Origin of the sequence: Pantoea sp. alder81 (genome assembly GCF_020179835.1) — a bacterium.
In the GTDB taxonomy this organism is placed as follows: domain Bacteria; phylum Pseudomonadota; class Gammaproteobacteria; order Enterobacterales; family Enterobacteriaceae; genus Pantoea.
In genome coordinates this window covers 115,404-135,476 of sequence record NZ_JAIUDA010000001.1, presented here as the reverse complement: position 1 = coordinate 135,476, position 20,073 = coordinate 115,404, and the positions used below count along the sequence as shown (strand labels likewise).

The window sequence follows — 20,073 nt, the reverse complement described above, 5'->3', positions numbered from 1 at the left end:
AAATCAGTGTTGCGAGCTGTTGGCAGGACGATCGTCGCGGCGGCCAAATTTGGAGATGACGTTGAACACTTCACCCAGGCCGTAAATCAGACCGAGCATAATGGCCATCACAATTGGCACCATGATGACAGCCACAGCCAGGCTTTTAAGCAGTTCCAGCATGGAAACCTCACGCAGAAAATAAAAAAGTGATTGTAACGGTTAGGGAAAAAAACGCACTGCCCTTTTCGTGCTTTTACTTTTGGCCTTACACTTGTCGTACTCACTTAAGGAGCTGACATGCAGGCAGAACTTTCTCTTCACATTCGTCTTCAGCAGAAGCTGTTTGCCGACCCACGCCGCATCGAACTGCTGAAACGCGTGCAGGAAACCGGCTCCATCAGCCAGGGCGCTAAATTAGCGGGCATCAGCTACAAAAGTGCCTGGGACGCCATCAACGATATGAATCAGATGGCTGATCAAACCTTAGTCGACCGCGCCACCGGAGGCAAAGGCGGCGGCGGCGCGCAGCTGACGCGCTATGGCGAGCGTCTGATTCAGCTGTTTCACCTGATGGAGCAGATCCAGCAGAAAGCTTTTGATGCGCTGCAAAACGACAGCCTGCCGCTCGACAGCTTACTGGCAGCCATTGCCCGCTTCTCACTGCAAACCAGTGCGCGCAATCAGCTGTTTGGCACCGTGATGGCGCGCGATCACCATCAGGTGCAGCAGCATATTGAGGTTCAGCTGGCCGATGGCGTCACTCGTTTGCAGGTGGCGATCACCGAACGCAGTGCCGAACGTCTGCAGCTCGACAGCGGCAAAGAGGTGCTGGTGCTGATTAAAGCCCCGTGGATTCAGGTGAGCCGTGATGCGGTAAACAGCGATAATCAATTGCAGGTGACGATCAGCGCGATCGAGCCCGGTGAACAGGTTAGCGAAGTGTTGATGACATTGCCGAGCGGTGAAACCCTGTGCGCAACGATGAATAATGCTCAGGTGCAACAGCAGAATCTGCAGCCAGGCGACAGCGTGACCGCCAGTTTTAATGCTGAACATGCCATCATTGCCACACTGCTCTGAAATCCAGGCCATGATTTGACTTCGTCTGCGTCGCTCGCTACAACTGAGTAACACGATGCATAAAACGGAATGAATCATGGCTTCATTGCAAATTTCGCAAGGCATATTTCACCTTAGCGACACCCGAGCACTGTCCCTTAACGATCTGACTCTCAATAGCGGCGAAAGCTGGGCCTTTGTCGGCGCCAACGGCAGCGGCAAATCCTCACTGGCGCGCGCACTTTCTGGTGAACTCTCGCCGGGGAAAGGCACGGTTACGCAGGACTTTCAACGCCGCACGCGCCTCTCGCTGGAACAGTTGCAAAAGCTGGTGGCGCAGGAGTGGGAACGCAACAATACCGATCTGCTGAGTGAAGGCGAAGACGATACCGGTCGCACCGCCGCACAGATTATTCAGGATGAAGTGAAAGATGAGGCGCGCTGTCAGGCGCTGGCGCAGCAGTTTGGTATCACTTACCTGCTCGATCGTCGCTTCAAATACCTCTCCACCGGCGAAACCCGCAAAACCTTGCTGTGTCAGGCGCTGATGGCGCAGCCGGATTTATTGATTCTCGATGAGCCTTTCGATGGGTTAGATGTCGCCTCGCGCGCCAGCCTGGCGGAGACGCTGAGCGATCTTCACCAGCATGGCTTCAGCGTGGTGCTGGTTCTCAACCGCTTTGACGATATTCCTGACTTTGTGCAACAAGTCGGTGTGCTCGCTGAGTGCACCCTCACCCACGTCGGTGAACGTCAGGCGATTCTGGCAGAAGCGCTGGTGGCGCAGCTGGCGCACAGCGAAAAGCTTGATGGCATGGCATTGCCGGAAGCCGATGCGCCAGATCAGTTGCCGCAGCTGGCGGAAGATGCACCGCGCGTGATTTTGCGTAATGGCGTGGTGTCGTATAACGATAAAGCGGTGATCGATGGGCTGAGCTGGCAGGTGAATCCTGGTGAGCACTGGCAAATCGTGGGACCCAACGGCGCGGGTAAATCCACTCTGTTGAGTCTGGTGACCGGCGATCATCCGCAAGGCTACAGTAATGATTTGACGCTGTTTGGTATTCGTCGCGGTAGCGGTGAAACCATTTGGGACATCAAGCAGCACATCGGCTACGTCAGCAGCAGTTTGCATCTCGATTACCGTGTCAGCTGTAACGTACGCACCGTGGTGCTGTCCGGCTTTTTCGATTCGATTGGTTTGTATCAACCCGCTTCGGACCGGCAGAAAGCGCTGGCGCGGCAGTGGCTGGCTTTACTTGGCATGGATAATCATCTGGCCGATGCGCCGTTCCACGGTTTGTCATGGGGACAACAGCGGTTGGTGTTGATTGCCCGTGCGCTGGTCAAACATCCTACCCTGCTGATTCTCGATGAACCATTGCAGGGGCTGGATCCGATTAACCGCCAGCTGGTGCGCCGCTTTGTTGATGTGCTGATTGGTGAGGGACGGACTCAGTTACTGTTTGTCTCACACCATGCCGAAGATGCGCCGCAGTGTATTACTCATCGCCTGAGCTTTGTGAAGCAGGATGAGGGATATGGGTTCCAGCAGGACGATTTGCGTTAATCCGGTGGTCGTCAATGACGCTCCTACAGCCGGATGTGGGTATATAAACGTGAATTCGGGCGTTATAAATGCCCCCCTACAGCCTGATGTGGGTATTTATACGCGAATCCGGGCGTCATAAATGACGCCCCTACAGCCTGATGTGGGTATTTAAACGTGAATCCGGTTGTCATCAATGGCGCCCCTCCACCGTAGGGTGCGCATTTATGCGCACCGCAATAAACAGCCAATGTAACCGCTACCATTTACTCGCCTGGTATTTCAGCAAACGCACCGCATAACCCCACAAAATGAGAATCGTCACCTTGTGTAAACGATACCATTTATCCAGACTGGATCACGCTTTGGGGCTGGCCTTTGTGCTACCTTGATCGCAGTGATTTTGATCCGTTTGCCGTTTACCAGGACTCGTTATGGAAAAATTTAATCCGGTTGATCATCCGCATCGCCGTTATAACCCATTGATCGATCAGTGGGTGCTGGTCTCGCCGCATCGCGCTAAGCGCCCGTGGCAGGGTGCACAGGAAACGCCTGCGCTGGAACAACTGCCTGCGCACGATCCTGACTGCTTCCTGTGTGCCGGCAACACCCGCATCACCGGGGATAAAAACCCTGATTATAAAACCACCTATGTCTTCACCAACGATTTTGCCGCGTTGATGACCGATACGCCCGATGCGCCACAAAGTGACGACATGCTGATGCGCTGCGAGAGCGCACGTGGCACCAGCCGGGTGATCTGCTTCTCGCCCGATCACAGCAAAACGCTGCCAGAACTGCCGCTGAGCGGACTGGAAGATATCGTGCGCACCTGGCAGGAGCAGACCGCCGATCTCGGTCAGCACTATCCGTGGGTGCAGGTGTTTGAGAACAAAGGCGCGGCGATGGGGTGTTCAAATCCCCATCCGCACGGCCAGATTTGGGCCAACAGTTTTCTGCCAAATGAAGCGCAAAAAGAAAATGATAATCAGCGCCGCTACTTTGACGAAAAAGGTTCGCCGATGCTGGTGGACTACGCCGCACGCGAGCTGAAAGATGGCAGCCGCACCGTAGTCGAAACCGAACACTGGCTGGCCGTGGTGCCGTGGTGGGCGGCGTGGCCGTTTGAAACCCTGCTGCTGCCTAAAGCCCACATCAAACGCATTACCGATCTGACGGCTGCTCAGCGCAGCGACCTGGCACTGGCGCTCAAGCAACTGACCAGCCGCTATGACAACCTGTTCCAGTGCTCCTTCCCCTACTCGATGGGCTGGCACGGCGCGCCGTTTAACGGTGAAGCCAACGATCACTGGCAGCTGCATGCTCACTTCTATCCACCGCTGCTGCGTTCAGCCACGGTGCGCAAATTTATGGTTGGCTATGAAATGCTGGCCGAAACCCAACGTGATTTAACGGCGGAACAGGCAGCAGAACGTCTGCGTTCTGTCAGCGATATCCATTTCCGCGAGGCGCAATAAATGTCATTAAAATCCATTACTCAACAGGTTTTCGCTGACACCTTTGGCTATCAACCGACGCACAGCATTCAGGCGCCGGGCCGCGTGAATTTGATTGGCGAGCATACTGATTACAATGACGGCTTTGTGCTGCCGTGCGCCATTGATTACCAGACGGTGATTGCCTGCGCCAAACGCGACGACCGCCAGGTGCGCGTGGTCGCTGTTGATTATGACAATCAGCAAGACAGCTTCTCGCTGGATGCGCCGATTGAAGCGTTAAAAGAGCCGATGTGGGCCAACTACGTGCGCGGCGTGGTGAAACATCTGCAGAAGCGTGATGCGAGTTTCGGTGGCGCAGATCTGGTTATCAGCGGCAACGTGCCACAGGGTGCGGGTCTGAGTTCATCGGCGTCGCTGGAAGTGGCCGTCGGCACCGTGTTCCAGCAGCTGTATCAGCTGAAGCTGGATGGTGCAGCCATTGCGGTTAACGGTCAGGAAGCGGAAAACCAGTTCGTCGGCTGCAACTGCGGCATTATGGACCAGCTGATTTCTGCGCTGGGTCAACCCGATCACGCCATGCTGCTGGATTGCCGCACCCTCGGCACTCGCGCGGTTTCCATGCCAGAAGATGTCGCGGTGGTGATCATCAACTCTAACTTCCGCCGCAGCCTGGTGGGCAGTGAGTACAACACCCGCCGTGAGCAGTGTGAAACCGGTGCGCGCTTCTTTAACAAACCGGCACTGCGCGATGTGACGCTGGAAGAGTTTGCCGCGTCAGAATCTCAGCTGGATGCGCTGGTGGCAAAACGTGTCCGCCACGTGATCACCGAGAATGCCCGTACGCTGGAAGCCGCTGATGCCCTGAGCAACGGCGACCTGAAGCGCATGGGTGAACTGATGGCAGAATCACACGCCTCAATGCGTGATGATTTCGAAATCACCGTACCGCCTATCGACCAGCTGGTTGAGATTGTTAAAGCAGAAATCGGTCCGCGTGGCGGTGTGCGCATGACCGGTGGCGGCTTTGGCGGCTGCATCGTGGCGCTGATGCCTACCGATTTGGTGGATCAGGTGAAAGCCGCCGTGGCGAAACAGTATGAAGCGCAAACCGGCATTAAAGAAACCTTCTACGTATGTAAAGCGTCAGCAGGAGCGGGCCAATGGTAAGTGACGTCAATTCTCATGCGCCAGACGGGCAACCGTGGCGCATCACCGTGCTGCGCAATCAGCATGGCATGGTAGTGACTTTTATGGATTGGGGCGCGACATGGCTCTCCGCGCGCGTGCCCATGCAGGATGGCAGCGTGCGTGAAGCGCTGCTCGGCTGCGCGACACCATCGGATTATCTGCATCAGGATGCTTATCTCGGTGCCACGGTTGGCCGCTACGCCAACCGCATCGCTTCGGCTGAGCTAAAGCCGCTGAATCTGCTGCTGGCGGCCAATCAGGGCGCGCATCAGCTGCACGGTGGCCCGGAAGGCTTCGATAAACGCCGCTGGCAGATTGTTCGCCAGAGTGAAACCGAAGTGCACTATCGCATTGATTCACCCGATGGCGATCAGGGTTTCCCCGGCAACCTGATTGCCGATGTGATTTACCATCTCGACGATGATAACTGCCTGTCGATCACTTATGACGCGCAGACCGATAAGCCGTGCCCGGTGAACCTCACCAACCATGCTTACTTTAACCTTGATGCGCATCATGGCGATGCGCGCCAGCATCGCTTACAACTGCACGCGGATCGCTACTTGCCGGTCGACAGTGAAGGCATTCCTAACGCGCCACTGAAAGCCGTGGCCGGTACCAGCTTCGATTTTAATCAGCCGAAGCCGGTGATGGATGACTTCCTCGCCGATGACGATCAAAAAGCGGTGAAAGGCTATGATCATGCGTTTCTGCTTAACACCGCGGGCGACAGCAGCCAACCCGCCGCCCAGCTGTGGTCGGCCGATGGCAAGCTGGCGTTGACCGTGTTTACCGCCGCACCGGCGCTGCAGTTCTACTCCGGCAACTATCTGGATGGAACACGCGCCCGTGAACAGGGCAGCTATACTGCTTTCCAGGGCATCGCGTTGGAGAGTGAATTTTTACCGGATTCGCCCAACCATACCGAGTGGCCGCAGCCTGATTGCTGGCTGCAACCCGGCGATCGCTGGCAGTCTGTGACGCGTTATCGCTTCACACCTCAGTAAGCCAGCGGATGAAAAACGCGCACTGCGTTAGCGACAGGCTTACGCCGTGCGATGTTTTCCGCTATGGTATGGCGCTATCAGTGTGCCGCTTTTCAGGTGGCCGCAGCCGGTTTCTATAATCATCGAAACATCAAGCATTAAGGAGTTAAGCTATGGCCGTAACTAAGCTGGTTCTGGTGCGACACGGCGAAAGCCAGTGGAACCAGGAAAACCGCTTCACCGGATGGTATGACGTGGATCTGTCAGACAAAGGTCGCACTGAAGCCAAAGCAGCCGGTCAGCTGCTGAAGAAAGAAGGTTTCGTGTTTGATTTCGCCTATACCTCCGTGCTGAAACGTGCCATCCACACCCTGTGGAACGTGCTGGATGAGCTGGATCAGGCCTGGCTGCCGGTTGAGAAAACCTGGCGTCTGAACGAGCGTCACTACGGTGCGCTGCAGGGTCTGGATAAAGCCGAAACCGCCGCTAAATATGGCGACGATCAGGTGAAACAGTGGCGTCGTGGCTTTGCCATCACCCCACCGGAACTGGATCGTGCCGATGAGCGTTTCCCTGGCCACGACCCACGTTACGCATCACTGACCGATGCCCAGCTGCCAACCACCGAAAGCCTGGCACTGACCATCGAACGTGTGATCCCTTACTGGAACGAAAACATTCTGCCGCGCATCAAAAGCGGTGAGAAAGTGATCGTTGCTGCACACGGTAACTCACTGCGTGCACTGGTAAAATACCTCGATAACCTGAGCGAAGATGAAATCCTCGAACTGAACATCCCAACTGGCGTGCCGTTGGTGTATGAGTTCGATGAGAACTTCAAACCGCTGAAGCGTTACTACCTGGGTGATGCAGACGAGATTGCCGCGAAAGCCGCAGCCGTTGCTAACCAGGGTAAAGCCAAGTAATTCCCGGCTCAAAAACAAAAAGGCCAGACGCGAGTCTGGCCTTTTTTATTGCGCGTTAAGCGATTAGCCGCGGCGCTGTTTGATCGCCTGCGCCAGTTGGCGCAACGCTTTCTCGGTATCGTCCCAACCAATACAAGCATCGGTCACGCTCTGCCCGTACACCAGCTCTTTACCGCTGTCGAGACTCTGATTCCCTTCCACCAGATGGCTTTCGATCATCACACCGGTAATCGCCTGCTCACCGCCCGCAATCTGCTGCGCCACGTCATCAGCTACCACCATCTGACGCTGGAACTGCTTGCTGCTGTTGGCATGGCTAAAGTCGATCATCACCTGTGGACGCAAGCCAGCTTTCTCCAGACCGGTTTTCACCGCTGCCACGTGTTCTGCACTGTAGTTCGGCTCTTTGCCGCCGCGCAGAATGATATGGCAATCCTCGTTACCGCTGGTTTCAACAATCGCCGAATGACCAAATTTGGTCACGGAGAGGAAGCAGTGCGGCGCGCTGGCAGCACCAATCGCGTCGATAGCCACTTTGATCGTGCCATCCGTGCCGTTTTTAAAGCCGACCGGGCAGGACAAACCGGAAGAGAGCTCACGGTGCACTTGCGATTCGGTGGTACGCGCACCAATCGCGCCCCAGCTCATCAGATCCGCCATGTACTGTGGCGTGATCATATCCAGGAATTCACCTGCCGCTGGCAGACCGATGTCGTTGATATCCACCAACAGCTTACGCGCCAGGCGCAGGCCATCGTTGATCTGGAAGCTGCCATCCATAAACGGATCGTTGATCAGCCCTTTCCAGCCCACCGTGGTGCGCGGTTTTTCAAAATAAACGCGCATTACCACTTCCAGCTCGCCTTTCAATTCATCACGCAGCGTCAGCAGACGGCTCGCGTACTCTTTGGCTGCTTCGGTATCGTGGATTGAGCAAGGACCGATCACCACCAGCAGGCGATCGTCCTGGCCGTGCAGAATGCGGTGAATCGCCTGACGTGCCTGAGCAACGGTTTCAGCGGCTTTATCGGTCGCGGGGAATTTTTCGAGCAAAGCAACAGGCGGTAATAATTCTTTGATTTCTCTGATGCGTAAATCGTCGTTCTGATAATCCATACATAATTCCATTCAAATTTCTGGCCCTGCGTACGCCGGGCGCAACCCGTTAAATGTATCCCTTCAGGCTGCGGGTGTAAATTCCACGCTCGCGTAAATGCTTCTGTGAAATTTGCATTTATCCGCTCATGAACTAAGCTTTTTAAACGTAAGCACTGAGGAACGAGGCTCTTACGCTATTTAATTTTTAAGCGAAGCGTTAACGATGGAATTATATTCCGTCACGGTACGTTATTTTCGTCACTCAGCACCAGTGGTGTTTGACGGCAACTCTCCATCGATTAAAGGAGCATAATGATGAATAAGCTTGCATTGATCTTTCTGACGACAGCGATGACCCTGAGCAGCGGTGTAGCAATGGCCGCAGATAATAACAATGGTGACGCCAATGCTTCTGCTGAAGCGGGCGCGGCTGCAGGTGGCGCAAAACAGAATCTGCCACCTAATAATGTTGATAACAGCAAAATCAACAATGGCAGCATGAATACCAACAGCGCTGCAACGTCTGGTACCAGTTCAGGCAATATGACAGCTGAACAGATTCACAAAAATACCATGTGCAAAGATGGTAAATGTCCGGACATGAATAAGAAAGTCCAGACTAAAGAAGGTGGCGGTCACGTGAAACACAAAACAGACGGCACCTCACAGTAAACATTAGTCGATCACATAAAGGGAGAGCTTCGGCTCTCCCTTTGTATTTCCGCTGGTGCTTTTCCGCTATGCTGAAACCATGAATTTCAGAGGAACTGTTTCATGGCTTCACTGCTGCTTATTGATGATCATCCGTTAGTTGAAGTCGCGCTGGAAGCGGCCTGTATTCACTCCCCTATTCCCGTTCACCTGCATGCCGCCGCTGATGAAGCACAGGCGCGTCAGCTTTTACATCGTCATCAATTTGATCTTATCGTGCTTGATATCGGTTTGCCGGACAGCGATGGCCTCGAACTGTTACGCCGTTTGCGCGCCCGCGATCCGAAATGCCCGGTGTTGATCTATTCCGCACAGCAGAGCCGCCATACGCTACTGAGCGCCGTTTCGCTCGGCGCGGCGGGCTACGTGGTGAAGAGCCAAAGTATGGCGCAATTGCTCAGTGCGATTCTGGCGGTGCTCGGCGGACAGCAGGCGTTTCCGCCGCTACCCGAACGTATCGAACTGCCGCTTACCGATAAAGAGCAGCAAATTGTCGCGCTGCTGGTGCGTGGCCTGTCGAATCTGCAGATTGGTGAACAGCTGCACATCAGCAATAAAACCGTCAGCACGCACAAGAAAAACATTCTGGAGAAAACCGGTGTGCAGTCGGTGGTTGAACTGGCTGAATTGTGGAAAGCGCAACAGTGAGAGCGGTGCTGTGGCTGTGTCTATTATTCATCAGCTTCGCGGCCCGTGCCGATTTACAACCCGCCAGCAGCGTGATGCTGCCCGCCATGATGCCCGCTCCACATATCGAGCCATGGCCTCAACCCACTTTACGCGTGGCTGTGCCTGCGCAGAACAGCGCGCCCTGGGCGATGCGCATTGGCGATCGTATCTGGGGAATTGATGCCGATTACCTTAGCGCGCTGAGCCAACTCACCGGCACGCACTTTAGCCTGCAAAGTTACGCCAATCGTTCCCAGCAGCTTGCGGCACTTGAGCGCGGTGAGGTCGATTTTGTGCTGAGCAATGAACATGCGCAGCTGCCGGAGAACATTCTGGTCAGCGACAGCTGGGTTAACAGCCCGATCCGCATTTACCGCAATCGTGATAATCAACGCGCAGTGATGTTTAACAGTGAAAACGCCCAGCTCACGGTCTCAGAAGCCACACTGGGGCAGATGCCTGAAGCGTTTGTGCAAAACCATCGCTGGCAAAGCCAGCCGGGTGATTTACAGGCGCTGTATGCGCTGCTCAATCAGCAGAGTGATTATCTGGTGGCGGATGAAGCCAGTGCCGGCTTTTTGCTGAATCAGCTGCAACAGGGGCAGATTTACCAGATCACCGCCGATCCCGGTGCCGGTGAACTGTCGCTACGGGCACTGGCGCGCGATCCTGAGCTGATTCACTGGCTCAATACCCAGCTGCGCCTGCTGCCTGCGGAGTTCAGTAATCGCGTGCAACAGCGCTGGAGCCCGCCGCTGCTGCGCTATCAGGATACGCAAACGCTGATGCTGTCGGCTGCCGAAAAGCAGTGGCTGGCCGCACAGAGTGAGATTCCTTTCGCTGCAGAAGTGGATAACGCGCCCTGGAGCTACCGCGATGGCAACGGCAATGCTCGCGGCTTTGGCATTGACCTGCTGAATGCGCTAAGCCAGAGCACCGGGCTGCGTTTCACACCGCGCTGGGTGAGCAATCCACAACAGGCGCAGACGCTGATGCAGCAACATCAGGTGATGCTGAACCTGTTACAGCCCTTGAACGGCGACGATGCCAGCAGCAACACACTGCCGGTATGGCGTGCGATTTGGGGGATCTACACGCTTGATACGCAGCAGCCGATGAGCTGGCAATCCCTGCAACATCAGCGAGTGGGTGTACTGCGCGCCGATCTGGCGCAACGCCTGCTACCTGAAGGCATCACGCCCCAACTGTTCGATGACCGTGCGCAACTCTGGCAGGCCCTGAACAGCGGTCAGATTGATGCTCTGGTGGATAACGTGCTGTCTGCACGCTGGCGCATGGCCAGTCACGCGGATAATCGTGTCCATTTAGCCTTTGCCGCCAGCGATGTGGCCTGGCCGCTGGCGCCTCAGGTCAGCCAGGATCAGCCGCAACTTCAGGCGCTGCTGGATCATGCACTGCAGCAGATCCCACCGGATACGCTCAATCAGATGCGGATTAACTGGTCACAGCCGCCACAGCCAGGCACCAGTATGGCGATGCGCAATGTGCCGCTGATGATTCTGATGGCTGCCGGGGTGATCATTTTACTGTTGTTAGTGCTGCTGCTGCGCCGCTACCTGCAACAGCGGCGCGATCGCCTGCAGCGCCAACAGGCTGAGCGGGCTAACGCCGCCAAAAGCCAATTCCTGGCCACCGCCAGCCACGAGTTACGCACGCCGATGCAGGCGATTCTGGGTCTGCTGGAACTCGAACAGCAGCAGCATCCCAGCGAACGTTTGACGCTGATGCACAGTAGCGCGCGCTCGCTGATGGCGCTGCTAAACGATCTGCAAGACCATGCGCGCATTGAGAATCAGAGTTTTCGCCTGACACCGCATCCGCTTCATCTGGCAGATTGGCTGCAGCAACAGCAGCAGTTTTATCACCCTTTGATGCGCGAATCTGGTCCCCTGTTGATTGTCGAAGCACTAACAGCACTGCCGCCGTTGGTGATGCTGGATGGCGATCGCCTGCAACAGGTCGTGAATAATCTGGTGGCTAATGCGCTGAAATTTACCCGTCATGGCGAAGTGCGGCTGTCGCTTGCCGTTACGGATCAGATTCAGCTAACGGTTGCCGACAGCGGCAGCGGTATTCCAATAAGCGAACAGGCGCAACTGTTTGAACCCTGGTATCAGGCACCGTCTGGCAAAAGCCATGCCGTGCAGGGCAGCGGCCTGGGTTTGTTTATCTGTCGCGAAATAGTGCAACGTATGGGCGGTGAGCTGACGCTGACATCCGAACCGGATAAAGGCACCAGGGTAGACGTGCGATTACCGCTCGACCTCTGTGAGGAAGTACCCGCCGAACGCCCTGCTGCCTTGCCACGCTATCCGCATCTGCGCGTGGCGATTGTTGATGACCATCCCACCAATCTGTTGGTCTTGCAGCAACAGCTGGCTCAATTCGATATTACGGCAATGGTATTTGAGGAGGGACGCAGCCTGCTGCGCGCCGATGCGATTCAGCCTTTTGATGTCATGTTGATTGACCAGATGATGCCGCGCCCGGATGGATTAACACTGCTGCGCATTTTACGTCGCCGCCAGCAGCGCCGCAGCAAAGCGGCACTGCGCGTGCTCTGCTCCGCCGATGTGCAACTGCTGAAGGTCGCGTTGCAGGAGGACGAAGCGCTATTGTTGAAACCGATTGAGCTGGATCATCTGGCAGCCCTGCTGGCACGTACGGTGCGCGATCCTCTCCGTCAACTGCCCGACAGTTTAATGATTCTGGCCCAGCACAATGAGGCCTTTATCCCGCGGATTTGTCAGACGCTGCAACGCACGCTGCAGCAGGATCGCGATGCGCTGCTGACCGCCAGCGCCCAGCATGACTGGCCCGCAGTTGAGCGTGCCGCACACCGCATGAAAGGCAGCTGGCTGTTGCTGGGCATGGATGAGATTGCCGAACATTGTCAGCAGCTCACCGATCAGGCAAAACAGCAGCGTCTGGACGATGATGCGCTCAATTTACTGATATCATTAACGAACAGGTTACTGGAACAACTGGAAAGTTATGGCACACACTCATTCTCACGGCGCGCATAACGGTAATCGTACGCGTCTGGCGGCGGCGTTTGGCGTCACCCTGGTATTTATGGTCGCCGAAGTGATTGGCGGCGTGGTTTCAGGTTCGCTGGCGCTGCTGGCGGATGCCGGACATATGCTCACTGACGCCGCCGCGCTGCTGATGGCGCTGCTGGCGGTGCAGTTCGCCCAGCGTAAACCCAGCGCCCGTCACACCTTTGGCTTGCTGCGCCTCACCACACTTGCCGCTTTTGTCAATGCTATCGCGCTGCTGGTGATTACCGTACTGATTGTCTGGGAAGCGCTGCGCCGTTTCTATCAGCCGCAGCCCATTCAAGGCGGATTGATGCTCGGCATCGCCATTGCTGGCCTGCTGGCCAATCTGCTCTCTTTCTGGTTGTTGCACCGAGGCAGTGAAGAGAAAAACCTCAACGTGCGCGCGGCGGCGCTGCATGTGCTGGGCGATCTGCTCGGCTCCGTTGGCGCGATTGTTGCCGCCATCATCATCATGCTGACCGGCTGGACACCGATCGATCCGATTCTCTCGCTGCTGGTTTCACTGCTGGTGGTGCGCAGCGCGTGGTCGCTGCTGCGGGAAAGCCTGCATGAGCTGCTGGAGGGCGCACCGAGCCACATTAACGTGGATAAGCTGTCGCGCGAGCTGACACGCAACATTGCGGAAGTACGCAATGTGCACCATGTGCATGTGTGGCAGGTGGGAGAGAAGCCGGTGCTGACATTACATGTGCAGGTGATTCCACCTTACGATCATGATGGGTTGCTGGTACGTATTCATCAGTATCTGCATGAGCACTATCAGATTGCGCATGCCACCGTGCAGATGGAGTATCAACCTTGCACCGGTCATGATTGCGAGCTCTGCGCAGAACAGAGCTCGCATCATCACTCACATGAACATCTCACGCTGGATGGCCACGCCCATCACCATCACTGATTCGACAGCGCGCGCGACCCGTGTTCGCGCGCGCTTTGCATCCACAAGCGTGAACCATTCAGCGCAATCAACGTCAGAATCGCGTATTCCAGTGACATGGCATACACACCCTGGCGGGCAAAAATCATCACGCTGATCACGTTAATCACCACCCACAGCAGCCAGTTCTCGACGTATTTCCGCGTCATCAGAATCATCGCCACAATCGACAACACCATCATGCAGGAATCCCAGAACGGGAAGGCGTCGGGCTGCAGTTGCGGCATCGCTACATTCAGGCCAAGGCCCTGCATGATGCCGACGGCGGTTTTAGTCAGAAACGCGAACACCGGGTCGATGTACAGCGTCATCAGCGCAATGGCGATCACGCATGCTGCGCCCCAGCCAAGCGCCTTCGGCAACGGCATCCAGCGAATTTTCAGTGCGGCTTCGTTGGCGGTGTTTTGTCGGCTCCATGCATACCAGCCGTAAACGTTGGCGACAAAGAAGAACAGCTGCAGCAGTAAACTGGCATACAGCTGAATCTGGAAGAAGATCACGGCAAACAGCGTGACGTTTATCAGGCCGAAAAAGTAGTTAATGATCTTTTCCTGGCTGGCAAGCCAGATACACAGCAAACCGGCAATGGTGCCCACCGCCTCGATCCATGAAAGATCGTAGCCACCCACGCCGAGAGGAATGTGAACCAGAATATTTTGTGTGCTGAAGAAGTCCATGATCTGCACCTGTATGAAAGCCGCGTTACGCGTTCCCTTTCACCTTGAGTTTGAGTTGTGCTGCAAAGTCTAGCATGCGATTAAGCGGTATCAATGCGGCTTCACGCAGCGCGTCATCGACATGAATTTCATGCTCGCTGCCACCGTGCTCCAGCCCTTCGGCAATGGCTTTCAGGCCATTCATCGCCATCCACGGACAGTGCGCGCAGGTGCGACAGGTCGCGCCCTCACCTGCCGTTGGCGCTTCCAGCAGTTCTTTGTCCGGCACCGCCTGCTGCATTTTGTAGAAGATACCGCGATCGGTGGCAACGATCATTTGCGGATGCGGCAAGGTTTTCGCCGCCTGAATCAGCTGGCTGGTGGAGCCCACGGCATCTGCCAGATCGACGATTGCCTGCGGGGATTCCGGATGCACGAGGATCGCCGCATCAGGATAAAGCGTTTTCATACGCTGCAAGGCCTGCGTCTTGAACTCGTCATGCACGATGCACGCGCCCTGCCAGCACAGCACGTCGGCTTTAGTCTGTTTGGTGACGTAACGGCCCAGATGGCGATCCGGCGCCCAGATAATTTTCTCACCGAGGCTGTCGAGATGTTCAATCAACTCCACCGCAATACTCGATGTCACCACCCAATCCGCGCGCGCTTTGACAGCGGCTGAGGTGTTGGCGTACACCACCACGGTGCGGTCCGGATGTTCATCACAGAAGCGATTGAACTCCTCAATTGGGCAGCCAAGATCGAGTGAACACTCTGCATGCAGCGTCGGCATCAACACGGTTTTTTCCGGGCTGAGGATTTTTGCGGTTTCGCCCATAAAACGCACGCCAGCCACCAGCAAGGTTTTTGCCGGATGCGCGCTGCCGAAGCGGGCCATCTCTAAGGAGTCCGAGACGCAGCCGCCGGTCTCTTCCGCCAGCGCCTGGATTTCTGGGTCAGTGTAATAATGCGCGACCAGCACCGCATCACGCTCTTTTAATAAGCGTTTGATTTCAGAGATGTAGTGGGATTTTTCATCCTGGCTGAGACGCGCCGGTTTCGGCGGAAAGGGATAAATCGCGCTTTCAGGATCGAACATCAGACTCATGACACGGCTCTCGTTTTCTCAATTTAACAAAATCGCCTATTACAGCGATGATGCGGCATCAAAACCGCTATCGTGTTTTATATGCTAAACACGATAGCGGAAATGCGCGAGAGTGTCGTCTCTTTTTTATGCGGTTTACAAGCCACCTAACGATTTCTGCGGGTTTTCCAGTTCCAACAAGAAAGCTTTCACCGGCAGACCGCCTGCAAAGCCAGTGAGCTTACCGTTGCTGCCAATCACCCGATGGCAAGGCGCCATGATCGACAGAGGATTTTTACCGTTGGCCGCCCCCACCGCGCGCATGGCTTTCGGGTTGCCGATCTGTTCCGCGATTTGCTGATAGCTGCGGGTTTCACCAAACGGAATCGTCAGCAGCGCTTGCCAGACTTTTTTCTGGAATTCAGTGCCGACGGTGTCATAAGGCATGTCGAACTGCTGGCGTTCTCCGGCGAAGTATTCACGCAGCTGTCGCTCGGCCTCGCACAGAATCGGATGCTGATCGTTGCGGCTGATGGGTTTCAGTGGCACGCGTTGTGAGCCTTCGTTTTCCCACAGAATTGCTGACAACCCGTTATCGGTTGCAATCAACGTCAGTTCACCAACCGGCGTTGGGATGATTTTGGCATGATACATAAGGCACCTCCGGCATAGATCAGTGTGTCATTATCGCACTTCTGCCGCGATAAACTGGCTGTTTTCGGTCATGAGCATAAACTGGTTAGCTGTCCGAAAGCAGCGAGTTTTGCTCAGCTACTTGCGCGACGATACCCAAAATCATTCAAGATGCAGGAAGGCGGTACACGAGAGACTAATCGATCAGTCGGTTTGAACAGCGCTTCCGTGGGCCCGAAAGGGAGCCTCTTTAAGGAGGTTCATCATCCTGATCAGCTGACTCAAGTCAGTGATCCGGGTGAACGTGAGCAGCCAATGCACCTGCGCTTTTGAAGTCTGAAGGGTATATGCGGTTTTTTTGCTGGAGACGATGATGTTTGATCCCGAGATTGCTTACCAGGCGCTGACCTCACGCGACAGTCGCTTCGACGGCGTGTTCTTTGTCGGCGTGACCTCAACCGGCATTTACTGTCGGCCCATTTGCCCGGTGAAAGCGCCGATGCAGAAGAACTGCCTGTTTTTTGGCAGCGCTGAAGCCGCCGAGAAAGCGCATTTCAGGCCCTGCCTGCGCTGCCGTCCTGAGTTAGCGCCGGGCTTCGCACCGGTTGATAGTCATCACCGCATCGCCGATCGTCTGATTCGACGGATTGAAGAGGGCCTGCTGGAAGAGCAAGAGACACTGGCCGAAATCGCCGGCGAGTTTGACCTGAGTGAGCGCCAGCTTCGCCGCGTGATCCAGCAGGAGCTAGGCGTGTCACCGCTGGAGCTGCGCCAAACGCGGCGCATGCTGCTGGCGAAGCAACTTCTGACTGAGACTTCGTTGCCAGTGACCGAAATCGCCTACGCCAGCGGTTTTCGCAGTTTGCGCCGCTTTAATGATGTGTTTCAGGCGCGCTATCGCATGACGCCTTCGCGCCTGCGCAAACAGAGTCAACCAGAGAGCATGACCACGGTGCAGGAGAGCGCAGAGCTGCGTCTGAGTTATCGCCCACCTTACGACTGGGATGCCATCCTGGATTTTCTTCAGCAGCGCGTGATGAAAGAGGCTGAGTGGGTCAGTGAAGGCGCTTATCACCGCACCGTAGCGCTCGGCAACTGTCGTGGCTGGGTGCGCATCAGCCATCTGCCGGATAAGCAGGCACTCAAGGTGCAGTTCACTACCACGTTAACGCCAGTGTTACCCGCCCTGCTGCGCCGTCTGCGTGACCTGTTCGATCTTGATGCCCAACCACAGCGCATCAGCGAGCAGCTAAGCCAGGATCCGCTATTAGCTGACAGTCTGACACGTTATCCGGGATTGCGCGTTCCTGGGGCGCTTGACGGCTTTGAGTTGGGGGTGCGGGCAATTCTTGGCCAGCAGGTGACCGTTAAGGCTGCAACCACCTTGAGCAGTCGTGTGGCGCAGCGTTTCGGCGAGCCTCTCGCTACGCCATGGCCAGAACTCTCTCGCCTGCCACCGACTGCGGAATCCCTTGCCACGGCAACCATTGATGATATCGCTAGCCTCGGTATTGTCAGCGCTCGCTCGCAGGCGATTCAGGCGCTGGCACAGGCGTGCGCATCCGGTGCACTGCGCTTTAACGGCGCGGTGAACCCTGACGTGGTTCAGCAGCAGTTGCTGGCATTGAAAGGCGTAGGGCCATGGACGGCGAGTTATATCGCGATGCGCGCTCTGCGCTGGCCAGATGCGTTCCCTAAGGAGGATATTGCGATTCGTAATAACCTTGGTGGGGTGAGTGCCAAAGTGGCAGAGCAGTTATCGCAGGTCTGGCGGCCGTGGCGCAGCTATGCGGTGCTGCATATCTGGAAGAGTTTGACGCCTGATAAGAAATAAATTTAAGCGTTTCAGTTGGTGGTAAAACAACGACAGTGCGTTTCAGTCGGCAATAAGGGGCGGTTACGTAAAGACGCCGTAAATACATCCCTGTAGGCTCTGGTGGCGCATCCCTGCGCCACAAGCTTTACTCCTCCGCCCCTTATTGCCGCCTTCATGCCAGATTGGTGCGCTTTTTAGGAAGCAACGATTACGCCTCATAAGCCCGTCAAGGCGGGAGCGGAAGAGCGAAGCGTCCGAGCCATGGATGGCGAGGCCGATCCACAGGGATGTGAGATTCCTTCGCGATCCGTCCCGCCTTGACGGGCTGACGCACAGGCTCACAGCAATCCCAGCTAACTTCTTTGAGAAACGCAGAAAAGCAAAAAGGCGCCTTTAGGGCGCCTTTCTACGTAGTGGTGGGTCGTGCAGGATTCGAACCTGCGACCAATTGATTAAAAGTCAACTGCTCTACCAACTGAGCTAACGACCCGCTCGAGGAGCGGCTTACAACTTTAAACTTGATGGTGGGTCGTGCAGGATTCGAACCTGCGACCAATTGATTAAAAGTCAACTGCTCTACCAACTGAGCTAACGACCCATCAAGGTTGTGAAGCTTCTGAAGAAAACATCTAACATACAGCAGGTTAAGATGGTGGGTCGTGCAGGATTCGAACCTGCGACCAATTGATTAAAAGTCAACTGCTCTACCAACTGAGCTAACGACCCATCTTCAGGCTGCCGGACGCTTTGTTAAACTGCCCGGGCAACGGCGGCATATATTACTGATTTAGCGGGAGGGCGCAACCCTTATTTATCACCAAATCACTCAATTGCTTACCTTTCATGCTGCAAGACCAGAAATCATACGAAATCCGGTCTCTGCTGCACAAATTACATACCAGCCAGACGCTTTTGCGCCAGCTTGGCAGATTCGCTTGTCGGGTATAGTTTGATCACTTGTTGATAGACCGCTTTAGCTTTCGCCGTGTCGTTCTTCTCTTGCATGATCACGCCAACCTTAAACAGCGCTTCCGGGGCTTTCGGCGATTTCGCGTAATTTTTTACCACAGTGGCAAAATAATAAGCGGCATCATCTTTCTTGCCCTTGTTGTAATACAACTGACCGAGCCAGTAATTGGCATTAGGCTGATAGGTGGAGTCAGGGTACTTCTTCACCCACGCCTGCAGGGCCGTGATCGCCTGATCGAACTGCTTCTTCTCAAGAATCAGCGCAACTGCCGCATTGTAATCGGTATTTGCATCGCCGGTTTGCGCAGGGGCAGCGGTACTTCCGCTTGCATTGCTACCACCTGCATCAGCGTTTCCCGCTGCTGCACCCGCCGCTGCGGCATCACCGCCACCGCTCGCCTGTGCGCCCGCATTACCACTGCTCAACGTATCGATCTGCTGATAGAGCTGCTTTTGGCGCTCAATCACCTGATTCAGTTGATAGCTGTTCTGCTGGATTTGGCCGCGCAGCGAATCGATATCGCTTTGGTTGTCACTCATCTGCTGCTGCAACTGCTGCAGAAGCTGAGCCTGGGCATTAGAGATACGTTCAAGATTGGTGACACGGTCTTCGACCGAGCCTGAGCCAACGCTACTGATTGACGCCTGGGCATTAGCGGCCCATGGGGCCGCTACGCCAACCAGTAACGACAGACTCAATAGATGAAGTCTGAAGTTACTCATCATGTGATGCTCTTAGTAAACCAGTACGGCACGACGGTTTTTAGCGTAAGCCGCTTCGTCATGACCCAGTACAGCTGGTTTTTCTTTACCGTAAGAAACGATAGACATCTGGTCAGCAGAAACGCCTTTACCCTGCAGGTACATTTTCACTGCGCTAGCACGACGTTCGCCCAAGGCGATGTTGTACTCTGGGGTACCGCGCTCATCCGCGTGACCTTCGATGGTGACTTTGTAAGACGGGTTGCCGCGCAGGAATGCTGCGTGCTGATCCAGCATCTGAGCGTAGTCAGAAGCCACGTCATACTTGTCCAGACCGAAGTAAACGATGTTGTTCTGCTGCAGCTGCTGCATCTGCAGACGCGCTTGCTCATCAGAAGACATGTTACCGTTCTGGCCAGCACCGTAAGCGCCGTTGTCTGCGCCCATACCAGTCTGGTCGTTGTTGTTGTTTTTGTGCGAGCTACATGCAGCTACCGCGATTACCGGCAGAGCCAGCATCAAACCCTTCAGCACTTTGTTCAGTTGCATTTCTTTATCCTAT

The 20,073-nt window shown here is 55.4% G+C and carries 18 protein-coding genes and 3 tRNA genes; 11 read left to right on the top strand and 10 right to left on the bottom strand.

Annotated elements, in window-relative coordinates; all coding sequences use genetic code 11:
* Positions 1-3: 3 nt before the first annotated feature.
* Positions 4-162 carry an AcrZ family multidrug efflux pump-associated protein gene (locus tag LBW88_RS00685; RefSeq protein ID WP_013508338.1) on the bottom strand — a complete coding sequence of 53 codons (159 nt, stop codon included), beginning with the start codon at positions 160-162 and terminating at the stop codon, positions 4-6.
* Positions 163-279: 117 nt separating this feature from the next.
* On the opposite strand from LBW88_RS00685, the gene modE reads away from it, so the two are divergent.
* The 6 genes from modE (at position 280) to gpmA (ending at position 7,150) form a co-directional block, all read left to right on the top strand.
* A complete protein-coding gene (gene modE / locus LBW88_RS00680; protein WP_224929966.1) occupies positions 280-1,062 on the top strand; it encodes a molybdenum-dependent transcriptional regulator in 783 nt (260 codons plus the stop codon).
* 76 nt (positions 1,063-1,138) lie between these two features.
* Entirely contained in the window at positions 1,139-2,611 is a 1,473-nt protein-coding gene (gene modF, locus LBW88_RS00675; RefSeq protein WP_224929970.1) for a molybdate ABC transporter ATP-binding protein ModF, read from the top strand.
* 413 nt (positions 2,612-3,024) lie between these two features.
* Positions 3,025-4,068: a galactose-1-phosphate uridylyltransferase gene (galT, locus tag LBW88_RS00670; RefSeq protein ID WP_224929973.1), complete on the top strand. Its 1,044-nt coding sequence runs from the start codon at positions 3,025-3,027 to the stop codon at positions 4,066-4,068.
* The gene (gene galK, locus LBW88_RS00665) at positions 4,069-5,217 is read left to right on the top strand and encodes a galactokinase (protein WP_224929977.1); all 1,149 of its coding nucleotides are present in this window, start codon (positions 4,069-4,071) and stop codon (positions 5,215-5,217) included.
* A complete protein-coding gene (galM, locus tag LBW88_RS00660) occupies positions 5,211-6,245 on the top strand; it encodes a galactose-1-epimerase (protein WP_224929981.1) in 1,035 nt (344 codons plus the stop codon). The genes galK and galM overlap by 7 nt, the downstream gene beginning before the upstream one ends.
* Before the next feature lie 152 nt (positions 6,246-6,397).
* Positions 6,398-7,150, top strand: a complete 753-nt coding sequence (gene gpmA, locus LBW88_RS00655; RefSeq protein ID WP_100702433.1) for a 2,3-diphosphoglycerate-dependent phosphoglycerate mutase — start codon at positions 6,398-6,400, stop codon at positions 7,148-7,150.
* A gap of 63 nt (positions 7,151-7,213) precedes the next feature.
* On the opposite strand, the gene aroG is transcribed toward gpmA, so the two are convergent.
* Positions 7,214-8,266: a 3-deoxy-7-phosphoheptulonate synthase AroG gene (aroG, locus tag LBW88_RS00650; RefSeq protein WP_200538905.1), complete on the bottom strand. Its 1,053-nt coding sequence runs from the start codon at positions 8,264-8,266 to the stop codon at positions 7,214-7,216.
* Positions 8,267-8,563: 297 nt separating this feature from the next.
* Between aroG and LBW88_RS00645 the strand changes: the two genes are divergently transcribed.
* The 4 genes from LBW88_RS00645 (at position 8,564) to zitB (ending at position 13,609) form a co-directional block, all read left to right on the top strand.
* Positions 8,564-8,920 carry a YbgS-like family protein gene (locus tag LBW88_RS00645; protein WP_224929983.1) on the top strand — a complete coding sequence of 119 codons (357 nt, stop codon included), beginning with the start codon at positions 8,564-8,566 and terminating at the stop codon, positions 8,918-8,920.
* Between the two features lie 102 nt (positions 8,921-9,022).
* The gene (locus tag LBW88_RS00640) at positions 9,023-9,607 is read left to right on the top strand and encodes a response regulator transcription factor (RefSeq protein WP_224929985.1); all 585 of its coding nucleotides are present in this window, start codon (positions 9,023-9,025) and stop codon (positions 9,605-9,607) included.
* Positions 9,589-12,675, top strand: coding sequence for an ATP-binding protein (locus LBW88_RS00635; protein ID WP_224929987.1), 3,087 nt, complete (start codon positions 9,589-9,591; stop codon positions 12,673-12,675). Before LBW88_RS00640 ends, LBW88_RS00635 begins: the two co-directional genes overlap by 19 nt.
* Positions 12,644-13,609 (top strand): CDF family zinc transporter ZitB, encoded by a 966-nt coding sequence (zitB, locus tag LBW88_RS00630; RefSeq protein WP_224929989.1) that lies wholly within the window; start codon positions 12,644-12,646, stop codon positions 13,607-13,609. The genes LBW88_RS00635 and zitB overlap by 32 nt, the downstream gene beginning before the upstream one ends.
* Here zitB and pnuC read toward each other — a convergent pair.
* From pnuC to LBW88_RS00615, 3 genes are all read right to left on the bottom strand, one after another.
* On the bottom strand, positions 13,603-14,325 hold the full coding sequence (gene pnuC, locus LBW88_RS00625; RefSeq protein WP_224929991.1) for a nicotinamide riboside transporter PnuC: 723 nt from the start codon (positions 14,323-14,325) through the stop codon (positions 13,603-13,605). The two genes, zitB and pnuC, sit on opposite strands and share 7 nt — an antisense overlap.
* Before the next feature lie 25 nt (positions 14,326-14,350).
* Complete coding sequence (gene nadA / locus LBW88_RS00620; RefSeq protein ID WP_224929993.1) at positions 14,351-15,412, bottom strand: quinolinate synthase NadA; 1,062 nt, start codon at positions 15,410-15,412, stop codon at positions 14,351-14,353.
* Positions 15,413-15,547: 135 nt separating this feature from the next.
* Positions 15,548-16,045, bottom strand: a complete 498-nt coding sequence (locus LBW88_RS00615) for a methylated-DNA--[protein]-cysteine S-methyltransferase (RefSeq protein WP_224929997.1) — start codon at positions 16,043-16,045, stop codon at positions 15,548-15,550.
* Between the two features lie 352 nt (positions 16,046-16,397).
* Between LBW88_RS00615 and LBW88_RS00610 the strand changes: the two genes are divergently transcribed.
* The gene (locus tag LBW88_RS00610) at positions 16,398-17,858 is read left to right on the top strand and encodes an AlkA N-terminal domain-containing protein (RefSeq protein ID WP_224930000.1); all 1,461 of its coding nucleotides are present in this window, start codon (positions 16,398-16,400) and stop codon (positions 17,856-17,858) included.
* A gap of 396 nt (positions 17,859-18,254) precedes the next feature.
* On the opposite strand, the gene LBW88_RS00605 is transcribed toward LBW88_RS00610, so the two are convergent.
* The 5 genes from LBW88_RS00605 to pal form a co-directional block, all read right to left on the bottom strand.
* Positions 18,255-18,330, bottom strand: a tRNA-Lys gene (locus LBW88_RS00605).
* 32 nt (positions 18,331-18,362) lie between these two features.
* A tRNA-Lys gene (locus tag LBW88_RS00600) sits at positions 18,363-18,438 on the bottom strand.
* Between the two features lie 52 nt (positions 18,439-18,490).
* Positions 18,491-18,566 (bottom strand) — tRNA-Lys (locus LBW88_RS00595).
* A 165-nt stretch (positions 18,567-18,731) separates the two neighbouring features.
* Entirely contained in the window at positions 18,732-19,535 is an 804-nt protein-coding gene (gene cpoB, locus LBW88_RS00590) for a cell division protein CpoB (protein ID WP_224930003.1), read from the bottom strand.
* 9 nt (positions 19,536-19,544) lie between these two features.
* Positions 19,545-20,060: a peptidoglycan-associated lipoprotein Pal gene (gene pal, locus LBW88_RS00585; RefSeq protein WP_034829168.1), complete on the bottom strand. Its 516-nt coding sequence runs from the start codon at positions 20,058-20,060 to the stop codon at positions 19,545-19,547.
* Positions 20,061-20,073 lie beyond the last annotated feature (13 nt).